Source organism: Methylovirgula sp. 4M-Z18 (genome assembly GCF_037890675.1).
Classification (GTDB): Bacteria; Pseudomonadota; Alphaproteobacteria; order Rhizobiales; family Beijerinckiaceae; genus 4M-Z18.
In genome coordinates this window covers 4,477,826-4,493,946 of record NZ_CP149574.1, presented here as the reverse complement: position 1 = coordinate 4,493,946, position 16,121 = coordinate 4,477,826, and the positions used below count along the sequence as shown (strand labels likewise).

At 60.8% G+C, this 16,121-nt stretch carries 16 protein-coding genes and 1 riboswitch; of the genes, 4 read left to right on the top strand and 12 right to left on the bottom strand.

What is annotated here, in order from left to right:
- Positions 1-12 precede the first annotated feature (12 nt).
- The 8 genes from V9T28_RS20765 to V9T28_RS20730 all read right to left on the bottom strand — a co-directional run bounded on the left by V9T28_RS20765 (position 13) and on the right by V9T28_RS20730 (position 8,284).
- Entirely contained in the window at positions 13-939 is a 927-nt protein-coding gene (locus V9T28_RS20765) for a LysR substrate-binding domain-containing protein (RefSeq protein ID WP_245424167.1), read from the bottom strand.
- A gap of 99 nt (positions 940-1,038) precedes the next feature.
- A complete protein-coding gene (argH, locus tag V9T28_RS20760; RefSeq protein ID WP_116401859.1) occupies positions 1,039-2,427 on the bottom strand; it encodes an argininosuccinate lyase in 1,389 nt (462 codons plus the stop codon).
- A 47-nt stretch (positions 2,428-2,474) separates the two neighbouring features.
- Complete coding sequence (locus V9T28_RS20755) at positions 2,475-3,836, bottom strand: MmgE/PrpD family protein (protein WP_245424166.1); 1,362 nt, start codon at positions 3,834-3,836, stop codon at positions 2,475-2,477.
- The gene (locus V9T28_RS20750; RefSeq protein ID WP_116401858.1) at positions 3,829-4,716 is read right to left on the bottom strand and encodes a polysaccharide deacetylase family protein; all 888 of its coding nucleotides are present in this window, start codon (positions 4,714-4,716) and stop codon (positions 3,829-3,831) included. The genes V9T28_RS20755 and V9T28_RS20750 overlap by 8 nt, the downstream gene beginning before the upstream one ends.
- The gene (locus V9T28_RS20745) at positions 4,713-5,612 is read right to left on the bottom strand and encodes a polysaccharide deacetylase family protein (RefSeq protein WP_245424165.1); all 900 of its coding nucleotides are present in this window, start codon (positions 5,610-5,612) and stop codon (positions 4,713-4,715) included. The genes V9T28_RS20750 and V9T28_RS20745 overlap by 4 nt, the downstream gene beginning before the upstream one ends.
- A gap of 167 nt (positions 5,613-5,779) precedes the next feature.
- Complete coding sequence (locus V9T28_RS20740; protein ID WP_116401857.1) at positions 5,780-6,607, bottom strand: ABC transporter substrate-binding protein; 828 nt, start codon at positions 6,605-6,607, stop codon at positions 5,780-5,782.
- 31 nt (positions 6,608-6,638) lie between these two features.
- Positions 6,639-7,400, bottom strand: a complete 762-nt coding sequence (locus V9T28_RS20735) for an amino acid ABC transporter ATP-binding protein (RefSeq protein WP_116401856.1) — start codon at positions 7,398-7,400, stop codon at positions 6,639-6,641.
- On the bottom strand, positions 7,400-8,284 hold the full coding sequence (locus V9T28_RS20730) for an amino acid ABC transporter permease (protein WP_116401855.1): 885 nt from the start codon (positions 8,282-8,284) through the stop codon (positions 7,400-7,402). The genes V9T28_RS20735 and V9T28_RS20730 overlap by 1 nt, the downstream gene beginning before the upstream one ends.
- 424 nt (positions 8,285-8,708) lie before the next feature.
- Here V9T28_RS20730 and V9T28_RS20725 point away from each other — a divergent pair, with 424 nt between their 5' ends.
- Both V9T28_RS20725 and V9T28_RS20720 read left to right on the top strand, forming a co-directional pair.
- Entirely contained in the window at positions 8,709-9,278 is a 570-nt protein-coding gene (locus V9T28_RS20725) for a TetR/AcrR family transcriptional regulator (protein ID WP_158554852.1), read from the top strand.
- A gap of 278 nt (positions 9,279-9,556) precedes the next feature.
- Positions 9,557-10,048 (top strand): acyl-CoA thioesterase, encoded by a 492-nt coding sequence (locus V9T28_RS20720; protein ID WP_116401853.1) that lies wholly within the window; start codon positions 9,557-9,559, stop codon positions 10,046-10,048.
- A gap of 307 nt (positions 10,049-10,355) precedes the next feature.
- On the opposite strand, the gene V9T28_RS20715 is transcribed toward V9T28_RS20720, so the two are convergent.
- A complete protein-coding gene (locus V9T28_RS20715; protein ID WP_116401852.1) occupies positions 10,356-11,438 on the bottom strand; it encodes a 2'-deoxycytidine 5'-triphosphate deaminase in 1,083 nt (360 codons plus the stop codon).
- Between the two features lie 83 nt (positions 11,439-11,521).
- A complete protein-coding gene (locus tag V9T28_RS20710) occupies positions 11,522-11,869 on the bottom strand; it encodes a hypothetical protein (protein WP_158554851.1) in 348 nt (115 codons plus the stop codon).
- Positions 11,852-11,931, top strand: a riboswitch (SAM riboswitch). (Overlaps the previous gene by 18 nt.)
- Positions 11,932-11,986: 55 nt before the next feature.
- Here V9T28_RS20710 and V9T28_RS20705 point away from each other — a divergent pair.
- Together V9T28_RS20705 and V9T28_RS20700 are read left to right on the top strand one after the other, a co-directional pair.
- Entirely contained in the window at positions 11,987-13,186 is a 1,200-nt protein-coding gene (locus V9T28_RS20705) for an O-succinylhomoserine sulfhydrylase (protein ID WP_116401850.1), read from the top strand.
- 51 nt (positions 13,187-13,237) lie between these two features.
- Entirely contained in the window at positions 13,238-13,891 is a 654-nt protein-coding gene (locus tag V9T28_RS20700; protein WP_158554850.1) for a CGNR zinc finger domain-containing protein, read from the top strand.
- Here V9T28_RS20700 and V9T28_RS20695 read toward each other — a convergent pair.
- Positions 13,865-14,287 (bottom strand): antibiotic biosynthesis monooxygenase family protein, encoded by a 423-nt coding sequence (locus V9T28_RS20695; RefSeq protein ID WP_158554849.1) that lies wholly within the window; start codon positions 14,285-14,287, stop codon positions 13,865-13,867. The genes V9T28_RS20700 and V9T28_RS20695 overlap by 27 nt on opposite strands.
- Positions 14,288-14,442: 155 nt before the next feature.
- The gene (gene tsaE / locus V9T28_RS20690; protein WP_116401847.1) at positions 14,443-15,990 is read right to left on the bottom strand and encodes a tRNA (adenosine(37)-N6)-threonylcarbamoyltransferase complex ATPase subunit type 1 TsaE; all 1,548 of its coding nucleotides are present in this window, start codon (positions 15,988-15,990) and stop codon (positions 14,443-14,445) included.
- Positions 15,991-16,121 lie beyond the last annotated feature (131 nt).

The following is a 16,121-nucleotide window of genomic DNA, read 5'->3' as shown; positions in this document are numbered from 1 at the left end:
GTCGGCAAATCGTCACGTCTCAGCGTGACCGCTGACGGCCGCGTCACCGGGTTTGACGACATTCCCAGAGGGTTGCCGAACGTCCATGAGCCACGCGATCAGATCGGCGACGCGTTGGCGCGAATCGCTGCGGGACGGATAAACCGCATAATAGCCGTAGCGGCTTTCGACCACCCGCGGGAAGGGGCGCACCAACTCGCCCGTCTTGAGCTCCGGCTCAGCCAGATAAAGGTCTCCCATCGTGATGCCGTAGCCGGTGGCCGCTGCCGTCATCGCGAAATCCTGCGTGTCGAAAATCTGGTTCCGCGCCGGACACAGATCATATGCGCCCTCCGCCTGCAACCACAGCGCCCAGTCGCTTTGGCGCGGGTTCGAATGCAGGAACACGCAGGACCGGAGCTTTTCGATCTCTGCCGGATGACCCAAAGTGTCGGCAAGATCGGGTGAACACATCGGCGTGAGTTTCTCCGCAAGCAGCAGAAAGACGTCCATGCCGGGCCAATGGCCGTTGCCATAGGTGATCAGCAAATCGATATCGCCCACAGTGAAAGTCGGGCGCGCGAACCAGGCCGTATCGATCGTGATGTTCAGATTCTCGTGCCGGTGGTGCAAATCCGGCAAGCGAGGCAGCAACCACCGGCGCGCGAAGGTCGGCGGCATGCGCACGGTGATGCTGCGGCCGCCCATCCGCGTCGCCTCGAATGAGTTGCGGAGCGAAATGAGCAGGCCGTCGATGATCGGAATCATCGCGGCTCCCTGCTCGGTCAGGACGACTTTGCGGGTGTGGCGTTCGAAGAGTCGGCAGCCGAAATAATATTCGAGCTGTTGGATCTGCCGGCTGACCGCGCTTTGGCTGAGATGGAGTTCGGTCGCCGCCGCGGTGAAACTGCCGGTTTCCACGACCATGGAAAACGTCTGCAACGTCTGCAATGGCGGCAAACGATTCTGCTCCGACCCAATCCTCAAAACGTACCTCCGCGACAGCGACCTAGTAATGAAACAGGTCTCGCTGCCGCGGTAAAGTACTGCGCCGATCGGTCAGGCGACGCGCTGCCGCACCTCGGCGATCGCCTGCCGCACCTGCTCGGGCGCCGTGCCGCCGCGATGATTGCGGCTCGCAACCGATCCGCGCACGGTCAACACCGCAAAGACATCGTCGGCGATCAGCGGCGCGAAGCCCTGCATGTCCGCGAGCGGCATGTCCGACAGGGTTGCGAGCCGCCGGTCGCGCGCCGCGCCGACGATGGCCGCGACCGCATGATGCGCATCGCGGAACGGCAGACCGGCGCGCACGAGATAGTCGGCAAGATCGGTTGCCGTCGAATAGCCCATCTGGGCGGCGGCGAGCATCTTGTCGGCCCGCACCTTGATCGTCGGCAGCATCTGCGCGGTCACCGCCACAGCGGCACGTACATTTTCAAGCGTATCGGTCAGCGGCGGCTTCGATTCCTGCTGATCCTTGTTGAAGGCGAGCGGCTGCGCTTTCATCAGCGACGCAGCGGTCGCGAGATTGCCGATCACGCGCGCCGCCTTGCCGCGCACGAGCTCGGCGAGATCCGGGTTGCGCTTCTGCGGCATGATCGAAGAGCCCGTGCAGAACTGATCGCCGACTTCGATGAAATCGACCATCGGCGTGCACCAGAGAATGATCTCCTCCGAGAGCCGGGACAGATGTCCCATGATGACGGCGCCGGCCGCACAGATATCGACCACATAGTCGCGGTCGGAAACGGCATCGAGCGAGTTGCGGAAGGCGCTAGTGAAGCCAAGCTCCTTGGCGCTGTAGGCAGGATCGATCGGGTAGCTTGTTCCCGCGAGCGCGGAGGCGCCGAGCGGCGAGATGTTGAGACGGTCGCGTGCTTGCGCGACGCGATCGAGATCGCGCAGGAACATGTCCGCATAGGCCATCATGTGATGACCGAAGGTGACGGGCTGCGCCACCTGCAGGTGGGTGAAGCCCGGCATGATCGTATCGGCATGCGGCTCGGCAAGGTCGACGAAAGCGCGAATCAGCGTCTTCAATTCGTCAGCCAGCGCATCCAGCTCGGCCCGCGCGTAAAGCCGGATGCCGGTCGCGACCTGGTCGTTGCGCGAGCGCGCGGTGTGCAGCTTCTTTCCCGCATCGCCGACGAGCGCCGTCAGGCGGCTCTCGACATTCATATGCACGTCTTCCAGTTCCTTTTTCCACACGAAGGTGCCCGCGCGCATCTCGTCGGCAATCTGATCGAGACCCGATTGGATGGCGTCATTCTCGACGTGGTTCAGGATGCCAGCGCGCGCGAGCATCTTGGCGTGCACTTTCGAGCCGAGCACGTCGTAGAGCGCAATGCGCTTGTCCTGGTCGAGGCATTCGTGAAAGTCGCGAAAATCCGTCGAGACGGCTTCCTTGAAAAGCGGCGACCATGTCGCCTGTGCCGATTTTGTCATGACGTTACCTCCAGTCGATCGGATGAATGTCTCGCGTCGCTCGCGCGTCACTGCAACATCGTGAGCAGCGTCCGCGTATCCTCGATGCATTCGAGAGTGAGGACGGCATCGCGCAGGCGTTCGATTTTTTCTGCTTGCAACGCAATGCCGGCGAGGTCGCGATATTTGTCGACGATCTGCTGTTCGCTCAGCGGATTGGCGGGACTGCCCAAGGGAAATTCGACGCCGGCGGTGAGATGCTGTCCATCTTCCGTCAGCAGCGAAACCACGGGCTCGTCCTCGTCGCTCATGGCGGGGTCGATGCGCACGGTCTGCCGATCGAGCCACGGTTGAATGCTCGGATTCCGCCACGCAGATTCTTCCAGTTCGGCGAGGGAGACCTTGCCGTAAAGCAGCCGCGCCGCCAGTGCATAGGGCAGGCTCATCTGCGCTTGCGCCCGCGATGCCACGGCCTTGCTGCCGCACATGCCGAACTGAAACCGGCTCATGTCGACGGTGATCGATGTGATCGCGTCATGCGCGAGCGCATGTTGCCGCAACAGCAGATCCACCGCGTCGATCGCGGCATGAGTGCCGCGGCAGGTGGCGTAGGGTTTGATCGAACAGCGGTCAATGCGCCAGTTCTCGCCAAAATCGCGTGAAAGCGCTTCCGCGTCGGCCTCACCACGACAGAAAGTCTGGAAAAAACTTCCCCAGCTTTCGCGCTCAAAAATGGCGCTGGGTCCTTGAAAGCCTTTGGCCGCAAGGTTTCCGGCGACGATCCCGCCTTCGGCCCCACGGCCGGCATGCAGCTTCTTGGCGGCACTGCTGTCGTGAATGAAGGCCCAAGTCCCGCCCGCGAAAGAGCAGGCCAAGCCGAGCGCCGAAGCCATATGCTCCGCATCGAATTTCATCAGCGCCGCCACCGCTGCCGCCGCGCCGAACGCGCCGCAGGTGCCGGTCGAATGCCAACCGATGCCGTTGTGAACCTCATAGCCGCCGGCGGCTTCCAGGACGCGACGGCCGGCTTCGTAGCCGATGATGACGCTTGTCAGAAAATCGCAACCATGAACGGCTTGCTGCGTGGTGCCGAGTGCGGCGATCGCGGCCGGCAGAACGACGGCGCCGGAATGGTCGCAGCCGCCACTGTCGTCCAGTTCGAAAGCATGGGCCGAGACACCGTTGACGAAGGCCGCCGTGCGCGCATCCGCCGACAGTGGCGTGCCCCAGATGGGCGATGTGCCTTGCGAAGCGTCGAGCCCGAACCCGTCCAGCACCATGCGCGTTTCCGGCGATGTCGAACCGGCTATCGCCGCGCCAAACGTATCGAGAATATGGAGCTTCGCCTTCGTAACAGTTGTGGCTGGAACATCGGCGAAATCCACCGATGTCAGCTTGCGCGCGAACGCATGGAGAAACGTCTCAGCCAAGGTTCTTCGCCTCTTGCAGGTAGGCTTCGTAAACCTTGAGAGGATGTTGTTCAGGCGGAACATCGCCGGTCGCGCGATGCCAATCGGCGACCATGGCGCCGGTCGCGAGCCAGACGTCGTCGAAGCTGCGAATATGCGCGAGCAGATCCTCGACGATCGCGATGCGGCCGGGCGTGCCGCTCCATTCGGGGCGCAGTTGCAGCACATAGCAAAGGCCGAACGCGCGGTAAGCATCAAACTCCGCAAGCCAATTGTGCAACACGCCGTCATAGGACGGAATGCGGCTCTGTCCCTTGGGAAAAGCGGGCGTGAAATTGAACTGAAAATACGGGCGGTCTTCCAGTTCCATATGCACCGGCAGTTCCACGAGGCCAGAGGCGTGCGAATAGGGAACGTCGTCGCCATTCAGTGACGCCGACCAAAGATAACCGGCCTCGGACAACAGCCGGTCGAAACGATGGGGCCAATTGCCCATGGGCAGGCGAAAGCCGGTGGCTTCCTTACCGGACAATCCATGCAACGTTTCGCGCGACCGTTTGAGCAGGTCGAGCGATTGCACGGGAGCGAGCGTGTCATAGCGCTCGTACGCTAAGCCATGGCTCTCGACGTCGTGTCCCGCGGCGGCGATGTCGCGCACGAGGCCGGCATGTTTTTCTGCTACGTTCGCCGGAACGAACCAGCTCGTCGGCCGCCCGAACCCCTCGAATGTCCGGCACAGACGCTCGACGCCCCGCGCGGCGCCATATTGCCACACGGAAAAGCTTTTGCTCCGGTCGCGAAGGTCCGGAGCTTGCGCGAGCGCGTCCAAGCCATCATCGAAAATAACGGAAATCACTGCGGCGCAACGCTTTCTATCCGGCCATTTTGTTGCGTCCGTCATGGGCGTGCCTCCAAATTTGCATTGGGGCCATGCTGCTCGATCCACCATTGGGCGATGTCACCGCAGCGAGTGGCCCATACCGCATCGCCATGCCGCCGGATCGCCAGGAACAGGCCTTCCAGAATCGAGAGGCGGCCGGGCTTGGCGCAGACTTTGGGATGGAAGATGGTGGTCCAGCACAGGCCCACGCGATGATAGCCTTCGAATTCCGCGCACCAGTTCCGCATCACGATGCGATAGTCGGCGATGCGATCGAGGCCGATGGGGAAATCCGGCTCTTCCGTGTAGGCCAACGTGGCATAATCGTCGACGTCCCAGCGTCCCGGAATTTCGACGAGACCGTGCGGCGACGAGGCTGCGGGGTGAAAATAGGGGCGATCATCGCCGCGCATCGAACTCGAATAGATGACGCCAAAGTCATACAGCAGCTCCGCCGTCGCGGGACTCCAGTCGCCGGATGGCGTGCGAAAGCCGATGGGCGTCACGCCCAATCGCTCTTTGAAAATGCTGCGCGAGCGTTCCATGATGTCGAGCTGCTGTCGCAGGCTGCACTCGAAGAAGAGCTCGTGCCGATGGCCGTGATAGGCGATTTCGTGCCCCTCGCGCACGATGCGTTCGCAATTGTCGCTCCAGTGTAGCACGACCCATGTGGGCACGAAGAACGTCGCTTTGAGATCGTACCGGCTAAGCAAGTCGAGCAGGCGCGGCAGGGCTCTCCAGGGGCCGTAGGCGCCTTGCGTGAAATAGCGTGGATTGGTGAGAAGCGAGCCGTCCAGCATGGCGTCGCCGGTCGGGCCGTCGACGTCGAAGGCCAGCGCCACCGCCGATTGTCTGCCGGTGGGCCACAGTGCATTGCCTTGACTGGTAAGAAAATCGGATTGATGCAACATCGTCATTTTGATCCGCTTTGGGAGCGCAGTCACCGACACGCGACCGCGCTCTTGAAGCGCGCAAAGTCTCGTTCGGCCGGCTGAAGGACCGGCCGCTGCAGACGGCATTTGGGGTGTTTTCCTGTCGGTCGCTCCGCACGAGCGCGGAGCGACGCGGGTATCCTACTCGGTGATCACTTCACGCCGTTGACGACCGCTTTCTCCACGGCGTTGTGCACCAGGCCCCACTTCTTCAGCAGCTCGGCATAGGTGCCATCCTTAATGACCTCGTCGAGCGCACCGGCGACCGCATCGCGCAGAGCGGCATTGTCCTTCTTGAAGCCCATTCCGAACGTGTCGTTGCTCAGGAGCGGATCGCCGACGAGAACGAATGTATCCGGCTCGAGGCTCATCTGATAAGCGATCGTTTCGATGCCCTGGACCACCGCATCATAGCGTCCCTGCTTCATGCCGAGACGGGCGGCGTTGGAGTCGGTTGTTCCTTCGAAGTTGATGGCCGGCTTGCCCTTGGCGACGCAATTGGCATCGCTCCAGGTCTTGACGTTATCGCCAAACGTCGTGCTGCGGCTGCCGGCGACGGTCTTGCCGCACAGGTCTTCCGTTTTCTTATATTGATCGGCATTTGCCTTCACGGTGAACAGGATCGGGCCGCTCGTAATATAGTCGACGAAATCCATGCTCGCCTGACGCTTCGTATTGTCGCTCATGCCGGAGATGATCATGTCGCCGCGGCCGGTCTGCAGACTGCTCGGCAGTTCCTGGAATGCCGTCGTCACGAACAGCGTGTTCAGATTGAGCTTCTTGGCGATCGCATTGGCGATGTCGATGTCGAAGCCGTCCAACGTGCCCTTCTGCGGGTTGACGAACTCCATCGGCGGATAGATCGGGTTGGTGAGGATGCGAAGCTCGCCCGCATTGATCAGGTTGAGTTTTGTTTCAGCGCTGGCAGCTCCAGTCGCCAACAGGGCGAGAGCGGAAACGGCGATTTTAAGAAATTTCATGACCTTCTCCTCAAGGTATGTGTTTTGATGGTTACAGCACGGCAGAGATGAAGTTCTTCACTCTGGGATTGGTGGGATTTTCCAGGATCTGCGACGGTTTGCCGATTTCGACGATCCGGCCGGCGTCCATGAAAATGACCCGGTCGGCCACTTCGCGGCAGAAGCCAAGTTCGTGCGTGACGACGATCATGGTCGTGCCGGAGGCGGCGAGTTCCTTCATGACGCCGAGCACTTCGCCAACGAGTTCCGGATCGAGCGCGGAGGTCGGCTCGTCGAAGAGCATCGCTTTCGGTTTCATCGCGAGCGCGCGGGCGATCGCCACGCGCTGCTGCTGGCCGCCGGACAACTCGCCCGGATAGGCATTGGCTTTGTTAGCCAGGCCGACACGCTCTAGCAGTACCCGCGCTTCTTCCACGCATTGCTGTTTTGGGCGCCTTTGCACGCCGACCGGGCCCTCGATGATGTTTTCAATAACGGTGCGGTGCGGAAAGAGGTGAAAGCGCTGGAACACCATGCCGACCGATTGGCGTTGTCGGGCGATCTCCTGGTCCGAAAGCGGATAGAGACGATTGCCGTCGCGTCGGTAGCCGGTGATTTCGCCGTCAACAATGATATAGCCGGCATCGATGCGTTCGAGCTGGTTGATGCAGCGCAGGAACGTACTCTTGCCCGAACCGGATGGGCCGATGATGCAGACGACCTCGCCCTTCTGGATATCGAACTCGATATCGCACAAGACATGGAAGTCGCCGAAATATTTCTGGACGCCGCGGGCGATGATGATCGGTTCCATCACGCCGCCTCGCTGATATTGGCCGTTGCGGCCTGATCGGCTTGGCCGCGCCGCGCGCCCCATCCTTTGGAGAAATATCGCTCGACATACATCTGGCCGATGCTGAGAATCGTGACCACGACCATGTACCAGATCGCCGCCACGATCAGCAGTTCTATGACGCGCGAGTTGACGTAATAGACGTCCTCGACGCTGCGCAGGACCTCCGAATATTGGATGACGCTGGCGAGCGAGGTCAGCTTGACCATGCCGATCGTTTCGTTGCCGATCGGCGGCACGATCACGCGCATTGCCTGCGGCAGCACGATCTTCAGCGTCGCGCGCAGTTTCGTCATGCCGATGGAGAGAGCCGCTTCGGTTTGTCCCTTGTCGATCGACAAAAGCCCCGCCCGGACGACTTCCGCCGTATAAGCGCCCTGTTGAATGCCGAGGCCGAGGAACGCGGCGACGAACGGCGTCATGATGTCGACGGTGCGGAAGGAAAACAGTCCAAAAAGTCCGATCTTCGGGAAAATCAGCGCAAGATTGAACCACAGGAGGAGCTGCAACAAAGCAGGGGTGCCGCGAAACAGCCAGACGTAACCCACGGAGGCGCTTCGTAAGACCGGATTGTCGGACATGCGCATGATCGCAGCGATCACGCCAAGCGCGATGCCGAGCACCATGGCGCAAAACGTCATGATCACGCTGTTAGCAACGCCCATCAGCACGGCATGCGCGAACAGATTGTCGCCGACGTAGCTCCAGGCGATATCGCCGATCCAGAAAGCCCGGATCAGCAGGAGCAGCAAAATGATGAAGAAGGCAGCTAGTAACTTCGTACCAATCTTGCGTCGCGGCACCATGACAAGCTGGCCGGGATCGGCAAGCATGGTATCGTTCATCTTCGTTCCCCAGTTGTTTCACATCTCTCAGGATGCGATTGGTGCAGACCCTAGTTATGAGGGGCCGATCTCGGCAAACGAAATATGAACATGCAATTCATGCAAAAAATTCATTAAAAGCGGCCCGCAGGGAACAGCTTCATTTCGTTTGTCATCGAACGTCCCGGCAATAAGCATATCGTAAAATGAATTGCCCGGACATCGTCCGGGACGCGCATCGTCGCAGTCTTCTGCCGCGGCCGGTGGTCACGCCGCCGATCGTGCGACTATTGGAGAGTTGAACCGCATTTTGGCTGAGGCTATAAAAAACGTAATCAATAACGATAATCGGGAGAGCGTGGTGTGTGCGACGAATTCAAAAGAACCACCAAAGACGTCGCCGAATAAATTTGCAAAGCGCCAGGCTGAGCTGGCGGAGGCTACGTTGCATACGCTCGCAGACCTTGGCTACGCGCGGACGAGTTTGCGCGACATTGTTCAAAATTCTCGATTTTCCCACGGCGTGCTGCATTATTACTTCAGCGACAAGGTCGATTTGATCACCTATTGCGTGCGGGATTACAAAACGCGGTGCATCAGCCGGTTCGACCAGATTGCGGCCGATGCGACATCCTCCGGGCAGCTCGTCGATCAATTCGTGAGCGGTCTTGGGCAGGCCATCACCGAAGACGCCCGGTTGCACCGGCTTTGGTACGATTTGAGGTCGCAGTCGCTCTTCGAGCCGATCTTCCGCTCGGAAGTGAACGAAATCGATGCCGCGCTGGAAGACATGGTCTGGCGCATCGTGTCGCGGGGCTTCGAACTCGGCGGCATTGAGCCGGTTCTGCCGAAGGGTGCGATCTATGCCGCGATCGACGGCATGTTCCAGCGGGCGCTGTTGCGCTATTTCGACGGCGACACCTTGGCCGGACCGCAAATGCAGGAGCAGGTGCGCTTCTTCCTCGCGAGCTGCGGCCGGAAGAAAGCGCCCGAGCCGCTCAGCGCCGGCTACTGACCTTGGAACGCCATTGGACCTCGCTCAGCCTAAAAATATTATTGTTTCAATTCAATATGTTAGCAGACGTCCGTGTCACGTGCGCTCAGTTATACGCTCGCAAGCCATAATTTCCTGAGGGCCGGCGGATCTCGGCATTTGCCGCGAATATTTCAATTGCAGCACAGGTCCTTAACGGCGAAAAGTGGGCCAGCCTTCGTTGAAAAATTCATCGATTTCAGGACCATCGCGTAATACGATTTCTTGACGACGGTCGTCGAAACGCAGGATTATTGAGCATGGAACGCCGGCGCCTAGAGATGACCATTCTGATGACGCCTGAAATGGCCAATTTCAGCGGCAAAGTGCATGGCGGCGCATTACTCAATCTGCTCGATCGCGTCGCCTTTTCCTGCGCGTCGCGCTACTCGAGCCGTTATGCAGTGACGCTCTCGGTGGATCAGGTGACGTTCAAGGAGCCGATTCATGTCGGCGAACTTGTAACCTTCCGCGCCTCGATCAACTCTACGGGGCGAACGTCAATGGAGGTAGGCATTAGGGTCGAGGCGGAGAACATCCGCTCCGGCAGCAGCAGGCACACCAATTCATGCTATTTCACCATGGTGGCCGTGGATGACGAAGGTCATCCAGTTACTGTGCCAACGTTCGAGCCGCAGACGCCAACAGAGGAACGGCGTTACCGCGCCGCGACACTGCGCCGGACACTGCGCCGCGAGATTGCCGCTCGCCTCGAGTCAGTCGCCGAACTTGGCGTCGACAAGCCCGCGTAGCGGCGAAACGCTCCATCCGCACAATAAGCCGCGAAATTTTTGCGGCTCGGCACGCTCAAGGGCCCGGGGGGGAGATGAACAGATCATCAAGGCCTGGATTGTGGCCGTCGGTCACGTGGAAGCTCCCCCAAAGGGTGAGTCTGGGTAGAAAACTGAGCACGCGAGACGCAGCTAAGCGATCGGTGGCGCGCCAAGAATCTCAACAGGTTGATCGTGGGGGAGCGAACTTCAATGGCGTTTGAGCGAGATGAAACGACGCTGAGCGAGGTTGGATGACTTTCCAAGCTAGGTGCTCCGATTGCCGCGGCTACCGGAAGTGTTTCGACAGCTTTAAGCCCTGCGCCTGGTAATTTGACGTCGTGTAATCGCCGTAGAGCCGCTGCGGGCGCTCCGACATGCGCTCATAGACTAGACGGCCAACGATCTGCCCGTCCTCCAGAATGAACGGCACGTCGTGCGAGCGCACTTCGAGCACCGCGCGCGCGCCGGCGCCGCCGGCCTCCACCGCGCCGAAGCCCGGGTCGAAAAAGCCGGCGTAGTGAACGCGGAACTCGCCGACCAGCGGATCGAAGGGTGTCATTTCGGCGGCGTGATCGGGCGGCACGCGCACGGCCTCTTTTGAGGCGAGAATGTAGAATTCGCCCGGATCGAGCACGAGATATTTGTTGCCGTGCCCATAGATCGGCTCCCAAAAGTCGAGCATATCGGCGCTGGCACGCTTATCGACGTCGATCAATCCCGTATGGCGTTTGGCGCGATAACCGATCAGACCGTTGCCGTCGAAGCCGGAGAGGTCGACCGACACGGCGACGCCCCCCGAGATCGACGGCTCGGCGGACGTCACCAAAGTCTCCGTCTCATGCAGGGCGCGATGCGCGGCATCGTCGAGTCTTGCGTCGCCGTTGCGGAAACGGATCTGCGACAGGCGCGAGCCGGTGCGCGCCAGAACGGGAAAGGTGCGCGGCGAAATCTCGGCGAAGAGCGGCCCGCGGTACCCGGCATCGATCTGGTCGAATTCCTGGGCCCGGTCGGTGATGACGCGGGTAAAGACGTCGATCCGCCCGGTCGAACTTTTCGGATTGGCCGAGGCCGAAACGCTCGGCGGGAGAGCGAGACCCTCCAGAAGTTCGGCCACATAGACCGTCCCAGTCTCAAGCACCGCGCCGGCCTGGAGATCAACCTCGTGCAGCGCCAGCCAGCCGAGGCAGTCGGCGACCTTCCGGCCGGGCCCGGGTAGGAAGCTCGCGCGCATCCGCCAGGCCCGCCGGCCGAGGCGCAGGTCGAGGCTTGCCGGTTGCACCTGGTCGGACGCGAAATCCTGCGCTTTGATAATTGCCCCGGTTTCCGCCAATTCTTCGATTTGGCGGGCGGAAAGAATGCCCTGCATCATCGTGTGATTTTGCCTGTCAATATTTGGATTGTCCTGAAACGCGCTCCAAAGCATCTTGCGGTCAGGAGCCCCATGGCAAGCATTTACTGGTGCTTTTCCTGTTCAGCATAGCAAAGCTGCCTTTCGTCGTCGTCGTGGATCATGTTGCACCAGCCGCTCGACTTGTCCTCTCTGGCATAGCAACGGTGCCGCATGTCGTCATCATGAATAGTGCTGCATCCGCTCGCTGCGGCCCAGTTCGGCAAAAGTGCAAAAAACAGGCCGAAGACGATGAACGGGATCCGCATATGCCCTGCCTGCCTTTTGTCTTGCCCTCTGGCCGCATTCTTTTCATTAGACCAGATGCCATATCGCGTCACAAGCGACATCACAAGGCAAGGCATTGACGCGACCGAGGTTCTGCCTATAGAAATGACGCTCATCGTGGTCATTTGAGCCGGTCGGCTTGCCGCCACGTTAAACAAAGCGCTAAAAAGGCCGGGCATGAAGCCTGGCTGCTATTCGCGCCGGGCTTTTTTCATGCCCGCGCGCAGTTTGGAGAGAGAAAAATGAGTGACCACGGCAAATTGCGCCCCGAAACCTTCCGCCCCGCGACCCAACTCGTCCATGGTGGCACGCGACGTTCCCAATTTGCCGAATTGTCCGAAGCGATGTTCCTGACGCAAGGCTATGTCTATGACACGGCCGAGGCGGCGGAGGCGCGTTTCAAGGGCACCGACCCGGGCTTCATCTATTCGCGCTTTTCCAACCCGACGACGGCGATGTTCGAAGACCGGATCGCCTTGCTGGAAGGCGCAGAATCCGCGCGCGCGACGGCGACCGGGATGGCCGGCATCACCGCCGCATTGCTGGGGCAGGTGAAGGCGGGCGACCATGTTGTCGCGGCAAAGGCGCTCTTCGGCTCCTGTCGCTATGTGGTGGAGGAATTGCTGCCGCGGTTCGGCGTGGCGAGCACGTTGGTCGACGGCTACGATCTCGACCAATGGCGCAAGGCGATGCGGCCCAACACGAAAACGTGTTTTCTCGAAAGTCCGACCAATCCGACGCTTGATGTGTACGACATCGCCGGCGTCGCCAAGATTGCCCATGACGGCGGCGCCACCTTGGTAGTGGACAATGCCTTTGCCTCGCCCATCCTGCAGCGGCCGCTGGAACTGGGCGCCGATTGCGTCGTCTATTCCGCGACCAAGCACATCGATGGCCAGGGCCGCGTTCTTGCCGGCGTCATCCTCGCGTCGGAGGAATTCATTCAAACGCATGTCCATAATTTGCTGCGTCAGACCGGTCCGTCGATCTCGCCGTTCAACGCCTGGATCATGCTCAAGGGCCTCGAAACCTTGCCTGTGCGCGTCGCCGCGCAACAGGCAAGTGCCGCAAAAATCGCCGATTTTCTCGCCGAACAGCCTGGAGTCACGCGCGTGATCTATCCGGGCCGTGCCGATCATCCGCAGCATGAACTGGCGAAACGCCAGATGAAGGGCGGCGGCACGATGATTTGCTTTGAAGTGAAGGACAGCAAGGCCGGCGCGTTCCGTCTGTCGAACGCTCTGTCGATCATCAAGATCTCCAACAATCTGGGCGATGCTAAAAGCATCATCACCCATCCGGCGACGACGACCCATCAGCGTTTGGCGCCTGAGGCGCGCGCCGAAATGGGCATTACGGACGGCATGCTGCGCCTGTCGGCCGGCCTGGAAGACGTCGACGATTTGATCGCCGATCTAGGCAACGCGCTGAAAGCGGTCTAAGCCGCACCAGCGGCGTTTTCACACGTCGTGCTTTGTGTCACGATGGCGGCCATGCGCAAGCCACCGCCATCGTCTGAATCGCGTGCCGGATCGCTGCCACTGGTGGGCGGCGTTCTGGCGCTCGACTTTTGCAATACGTCCTCGGGCCGCAGCACGGAGCGGCATCTGGAGCATCTGCACGGCGCTGACGATATCGTCGCATGGGCGCAACATACAATGTTGCTCGACGAAGCGCGTGCGGCGAAGCTGCGCGTGCGCGTCGTGCGCGAAAGTGCTGTGGCACAAGCGCTTTTGAGGCGCGCACTACATCTGCGCGACGCGATCTATCGGCTGAATGCAGCGCTTGCCCAACACGCGGTGCCGACGCAAGCCGATATGGACGCGCTGGCGCATGAACATGCGGCCTGTCTTGCCAAGGGCCAGCTTGCCACCCACGATGGTGCCTTCGGATGGACGTGGGATATTGATGCCGCGCCGGTCGAAGCGGTGCTCGGGCCCATCGCCGCGTCCGCAATGACGCTCCTCACCCAAGCCGATCATGCACGGCTGAAACAATGCAGCGGCCATCAATGCGGCTGGTTGTTTCTCGATGTCAGCAAGAGCAACAAGCGGCGCTGGTGCGAAATGGAAGTCTGCGGCAACCGCGCCAAACAGAAGCGCCTGCGCGGCCGCGCAGCGTCAGCTCTGCCAAAGGTTGACGTCTAGGGCGAAGTGGCGGACCAGCGTTTCCTTGTCGATCAGAAATTCCTGATCCCGCGGCAGGTCATGCACATGGGTATATTGCTCGCCCGCATAACCTTTGATCGCGTCGATCGAGTCCCAATACGAGATCACCATGAACTCGCCTTCATCGGCGGTCTTCGACACCATCATCTGGACGCCGCGATTGCCCGGCAGGGCCGCAATCTTTTTGACGCCCGCCTCGTACAGATATTGCCGATACTCGTCGGCTTTGGCGGCCGGCGTACGCCCATGCCAGATCCGCGCCACCATGGGATGCTCGGTGAGCACGGGCATTTGCGCCGCCATCGCTTCAGAGACCAAGCCCGCCGCTGCGAGACCGGCCAAAAGCCCCGTCATTTCCCGTCGCGTCTGATCCATCGTCCCCTCCTCGGTCGATGGCATAGAATAACTTGTAAAATATCATTTACAAGTTATTTTGAGCGTGAAGCGCTGCCGTTCGGGCAAGCAAAATTGCGCCTGCGGCAAGCCGTAAGCTAGGTAAATCCGGTAATTTGGGGGAGGGGAGGACGGCTCTAACTGCCTGCGCCGAGGACGCGCGGCAGATTGTCCACGTACCATGTCTTGATCGGCTCGAGCGCCGGATGTGCCAGGCACTTGGCCAGATAACGCTCGATCCGTGGGATATGGGCCAAATATTGCGGCTTGCCGTCACGCTTATCGAGCCGCGCGAAGATGCCCAGAATCTTTGTCGCGCGTTGCACGCCCATGATCGCATAGGCGCGGGCGAAAGCTGGCGTATCGAATTTAGCGTCGGCCAGGCGGCGCAGGCGGACATAGTCGCCGAGCAGCCTGATTTCGAGCTGCGCGGGCACGTCCACCCGCGCATCCTGCAGCAGCGCCGCAACATCATAGGCGGGCGGGCCGAGCACGCAGTCCTGAAAATCGATGAGGCCGATCCGAGCGATGCCCTGCCGTTCGCTGAGCCAGAGCAGGTTGGGCGAATGATAATCGCGCAAGGTCCAGGTTGTGGGCGCTTCCAGAAGCTCGGTCAGCAAGTCGCGCCACAGGGACACAAAAGTCCCGCGTGCGGCCGAGGTGAGCGACGCGCCGGCAATGTAGGGCGCATACCAGTCGCACAGAAGCTCCGCCTCGATCAGCATGGCGTCGAGATCGTAGACGGGAATATGGTACGCCTCGCCGTCGGGCAGCTGCAGCGTCTCGGGTAGGTCCTTGCTGTGCAAATCGGCGAGGAGCGCGACCGCCGCGCCGTAACGCTCCGGCACCGGGCCATCGGCATCGACCACGAATTGATTGCCGAGGTCCTCCAGAATCGCGAGCCCGCCGTCCATGTCCTGTGCATGGATCTTGGGTGCCGAATATCCAAGCTGGCGCAGGCCGATGTCGACGGCGATGAAGGCATGGATCGTGTCGGAGAGTTTGGCGACCGTGCTGTAGGGCTTGCCGAACCGCACCGCCGGACCGACCGGGCGCGGCGGCGAAATCATCAGGATCGCCTGTTCGCCGTTCGGCTTGCGCAAGCGCTCGTAGGCGCGGGTCGACGCATCGCCGAGCATGAAACTCCGCGTCGCCTCGGCCCAGCCGCTTGCCCCCAGGAGCGCGTCGGTGGCCTTGGCGCGCGCCACGATCGGCGCGAATGTGCCGATCCCGGTGAGCACCACATGCCGGTAACCCGCGCTTCGGCCGCTGTCGAGATAGAAGGCGATGTTCAGCCGATCGGCGGTCAAGATCTCGCCGGCACGGTCCGGCCATTCGACGAGGACCAACGCGTCCTCGGCTGCTTCGTCCCAGCCGAGTTCGGCGAGCTCGCTCGGATGCTCGATCCGGTAAAGATCGGCATGCACGATAGGAAATTCTTTCGTGTCGTAGATCTGCATCAGCGTGAAGGTCGGGCTCGGCACTTCAAGTTGCGCATCGCCCGCCAGGTGACGGATCAGGGCGCGCGCAAAAGTCGTCTTTCCCGCGCCGAGATCGCCCGACAGCGTGATGAGATCGTTGGCGCCCACGAAATGCGCGATCTCCGCGGCGAAAGCGTCCGTCGCCGCTTCGTTGGGCAGATCGAGAGACCAAACCGATTGCTGTACGGACGGTTCGAACGACATAGGCCTCACCCTGTTCCTATCGTCGCAGCCTTATCCCACGAAGAGATTAATGCCGCTACAATGGCAGATCTCGCGTGCACCGAGATGAGGGGCTCTACCATATATTGTCCGTCGTCTCCAACACGGCGGGG

Bases quoted from the DNA above. Each gene is read 5' to 3' on its own strand.
- V9T28_RS20735 (WP_116401856.1), bottom strand. From the start codon at position 7,400: ATGGAACCGATCATCATCGCCCGCGGCGTCCAGAAATATTTCGGCGAC.
- argH (WP_116401859.1), bottom strand. From the start codon at position 2,427: ATGACAAAATCGGCACAGGCGACATGGTCGCCGCTTTTCAAGGAAGCC.
- V9T28_RS20730 (WP_116401855.1), bottom strand. From the start codon at position 8,284: ATGAACGATACCATGCTTGCCGATCCCGGCCAGCTTGTCATGGTGCCG.
- V9T28_RS20695 (WP_158554849.1), bottom strand. From the start codon at position 14,287: ATGGATCAGACGCGACGGGAAATGACGGGGCTTTTGGCCGGTCTCGCA.
- V9T28_RS20710 (WP_158554851.1), bottom strand. From the start codon at position 11,869: ATGACCACGATGAGCGTCATTTCTATAGGCAGAACCTCGGTCGCGTCA.
- V9T28_RS20705 (WP_116401850.1), top strand. From the start codon at position 11,987: ATGAGTGACCACGGCAAATTGCGCCCCGAAACCTTCCGCCCCGCGACC.
- V9T28_RS20740 (WP_116401857.1), bottom strand. From the start codon at position 6,607: ATGAAATTTCTTAAAATCGCCGTTTCCGCTCTCGCCCTGTTGGCGACT.
- V9T28_RS20715 (WP_116401852.1), bottom strand. From the start codon at position 11,438: ATGATGCAGGGCATTCTTTCCGCCCGCCAAATCGAAGAATTGGCGGAA.
- V9T28_RS20700 (WP_158554850.1), top strand. From the start codon at position 13,238: ATGCGCAAGCCACCGCCATCGTCTGAATCGCGTGCCGGATCGCTGCCA.
- V9T28_RS20750 (WP_116401858.1), bottom strand. From the start codon at position 4,716: ATGACGGACGCAACAAAATGGCCGGATAGAAAGCGTTGCGCCGCAGTG.
- V9T28_RS20745 (WP_245424165.1), bottom strand. From the start codon at position 5,612: ATGACGATGTTGCATCAATCCGATTTTCTTACCAGTCAAGGCAATGCA.
- tsaE (WP_116401847.1), bottom strand. From the start codon at position 15,990: ATGTCGTTCGAACCGTCCGTACAGCAATCGGTTTGGTCTCTCGATCTG.
- V9T28_RS20720 (WP_116401853.1), top strand. From the start codon at position 9,557: ATGGAACGCCGGCGCCTAGAGATGACCATTCTGATGACGCCTGAAATG.